Source organism: Paucibacter sp. XJ19-41 (genome assembly GCF_028462495.1).
Classification (GTDB): domain Bacteria; phylum Pseudomonadota; class Gammaproteobacteria; order Burkholderiales; family Burkholderiaceae_C; genus Roseateles_E.
Genome location: NZ_JAQOWX010000236.1, coordinates 1 through 2,542 on the forward strand (window position 1 = coordinate 1; position 2,542 = coordinate 2,542).

The following is a 2,542-nucleotide window of genomic DNA, read 5'->3' on the forward strand; positions in this document are numbered from 1 at the left end:
GCGCCGGCTCGGCCGACGCGCGCGCCTGGCCAGCAGCAGCCCTGTGGCGGAGGCCGCCCATGCGTGAGCCCCTGATGCTGCTGGCGGCGCTGGCCGCCACCGTGGCCGGCCTGGGCTGGCTGGCGCTGGCCATGGAGGTGCATTGGCAGCAGGTGTGCGGCGCCAGGCCGCTCACGCCCGCCACCGTGGCCGGCCTGCGCCTGTTGGGCGCCGCCGGCCTGCTGGGCTCGCTGGGGCTGTGCCTGAGCGTCGACCATGTCTCGATGGCCTCGCTGGTCTGGGTGATGACCCTGGCCGGCGCGGCCCTGCTGATCGCCTTCACGCTGAGCTGGCGGCCGCAGTGGCTGGCACTGCTGCTGCTTCGGCGGCCCGGGCGGACCGGCGCCGGCTGAGCCCCGGGTCTCAGTGCGGCCGCGAGCCCGGCGGGCTCTGCAGATCGCCGCGCAGCTCGCCTCGCCAGCGCTCCAGCATCTGCTGGAATTCGTCGGCGAGCCGGGCATTGTCGAGCGGCCCGGCCTGGGTCGCCGAGGCCAGCGCGGCGCCGATGCGCTTGGCGCGCAGCATCGCGATGCCCTCGATCGCGCCGAGCACGATATGGGCGGCCGAGGCATCGAGCGCATCGCTAGCCAGCATGTCGGCCGCCTCGCGCAGCACCAGCATCTCCTGCTCGATCTCGGCGGTATTGAGGCCGCTGCGGCGCAGCGCCGGCAGCAGCACCAGCTCCTCCAGCCGCCAGCTCAGTTGCAGCGCCAGCAGCAGTTGGCGCTGCGCCTGCGCGACCCTCTCGGACGGCGTTTGCCGCAGCGCATCGAAGCACTCTTCATTGGCGGCGCGCAACTCGGCAAACAGCGCGTTCACGTCGCGCTGGCGCGGGCGTTCGGGGCTCATTGCGAGGGAGCCGGGCCGAGCTGGCTGCCACTGCCGCGCAAGGCGCCACCCTCGCCTTCCCAGGTATTGACTTCCTGGGGCTTGGCGGGGCTGCCGGCCACCGCAGCGTGCTGCTGCTGGCGGCGGGCCTGGCGGCGCCACAGCGCGATGCCGGCCAGCAGGGCCGAGACGATGCCTATGCGTTTGCTGATCATGGGGCTGCTCCTTGATGAATGCCTGAGCCACCACCGCGATGGCCCATGCACCGATCTTGGTCGAGCCCGGCCGGGCCGGCTATATCGGCGCGCCGCTTCCTGCTGTAGGACAAGGCCGACCGTTGCACGCCCGGTTGGCGGCCGTGTCACCAGCGGCTTTGCACCGTGACGCCGATGCGGCCGCCGCGCGGCTTGAAGGACACGGTGGTCTGGCCGCTGAGCTCGACGCGCACGCCGCGGCGCAAATCCTCGTAGGGCTTGCGGNCGTGACGCCGATGCGGCCGCCGCGCGGCTTGAAGGACACGGTGGTCTGGCCGCTGAGCTCGACGCGCACGCCGCGGCGCAAATCCTCGTAGGGCTTGCGGCTGTCGAACACCAGACCCATGCGCAGCTGGCGGGCTTCGTCGGCCGACACCAGCCCCGGCTCGGGCACGGTTCGAGAGGCGTTCAGCAGCGGGGTCTGCAGGACCAGTTCGGAGCGCTGCCCGGTGGCGAGCGAGACGCCCAGCAACAGACCGGCCTGGCGCACGCCGCCGTTCGCGCTCAGCAGGCCCTCGCGCTGCTCCACGCCCAGGCCCAGACCCAGCGCTCCCGCGCGAGGACGCATCCACACCATGGTCTGGCGCGCGCTGGTCGAGGTGCCGGCGCCGGGACCCAGCGCCGGCGCCGCGCCGCTGGTCGCCAAGGGCTCGCCCTGGTTCACGCTGAGTCTGAGTACCGAGCCATCGAGCGCGACCCTCTCGGACAGATCCTGCGCCAACGCCGGCGAAACCAGGGCTGCGGCGCAAAGACAAGCCATCAGGCAGCGACAAGCGCCAACCGAGGCAGAAGCTGCTGAGCCCGTCATGTCCGCACTCCTTCGCTAAGACGCCTCCATCGTAGGCAGGGAGGCGGTCCGGCGCTGTCGGCGGGCAGCGCCGGCCGGCGTCGGACGCCGCCGACAACGCGCAGGCGCCTTGTTCAAACTATGGAAGCAAGCCCGGGCAATTACCAGGCAGGCCGGCGACACAAGATCGCGCAAGGTCGGCAAAAGTCACGGTTCCTCCTGCGGCGGGTCTGCACTCAGCGCGGCCAGCGCTGCAAAGGCCATCAGCCCCAGCCCGGCCGAGAACCACATGGCCTGCGCGCCCCAGCGCGCCAGCAGCAGACCGAACAACCAGGGCGCCAGCGCCTGGGCAAAGCGCGCCGGCACCGCCAGCAGCCCCTGCCGGTGGCCGTAGCCTTGCGGACCGAACAGCGCCAGCGGCAAGGTCCCCCGGGCAATCGTCAGCACGCCATTGCCGCCGCCATGCAGCAGCGCGAACACGGCGGCCAGCGGCGCGCCGAAGCCGGCCAGCAGGACCGCGCCGATCGGATGCATCAGCGCCGCCAGCCGCGCCGACAGCAGCGGATGGAGCCGCCGCAGCAGGCCGAACTCCAGCAGCCGGCCGGCCACCTGGGCCGGCCCCACCAGGGCCCCG

General features: G+C 72.6%; 3 protein-coding genes and 1 pseudogene. 1 reads left to right on the forward strand and 3 read right to left on the reverse strand.

Going from position 1 to position 2,542, the window contains the following annotated elements; translation table 11 throughout:
* Positions 1-59 precede the first annotated feature (59 nt).
* On the forward strand, positions 60-392 hold the full coding sequence (locus PO768_RS28470) for a DUF3325 family protein (RefSeq protein WP_272648746.1): 333 nt from the start codon (positions 60-62) through the stop codon (positions 390-392).
* A gap of 10 nt (positions 393-402) precedes the next feature.
* Here PO768_RS28470 and PO768_RS28475 read toward each other — a convergent pair whose 3' ends face one another.
* The 3 genes and pseudogenes from PO768_RS28475 to PO768_RS28485 form a co-directional block, all read right to left on the reverse strand.
* On the reverse strand, positions 403-888 hold the full coding sequence (locus PO768_RS28475) for a hypothetical protein (protein ID WP_272648747.1): 486 nt from the start codon (positions 886-888) through the stop codon (positions 403-405).
* Entirely contained in the window at positions 885-1,082 is a 198-nt protein-coding gene (locus PO768_RS28480; protein WP_137942408.1) for a hypothetical protein, read from the reverse strand. The genes PO768_RS28475 and PO768_RS28480 overlap by 4 nt, the downstream gene beginning before the upstream one ends.
* A gap of 1,033 nt (positions 1,083-2,115) precedes the next feature.
* Positions 2,116-2,542, reverse strand: a pseudogene (locus PO768_RS28485) (MFS transporter); the annotation flags it as partial.

What these genes read in the sequence shown, in the direction of transcription:
- PO768_RS28470 (WP_272648746.1), top strand. Translation starts at nt 60, where the DNA reads ATGCGTGAGCCCCTGATGCTGCTGGCGGCGCTGGCCGCCACCGTGGCC.
- PO768_RS28475 (WP_272648747.1), bottom strand. Translation starts at nt 888, where the DNA reads ATGAGCCCCGAACGCCCGCGCCAGCGCGACGTGAACGCGCTGTTTGCC.
- PO768_RS28480 (WP_137942408.1), bottom strand. Translation starts at nt 1,082, where the DNA reads ATGATCAGCAAACGCATAGGCATCGTCTCGGCCCTGCTGGCCGGCATC.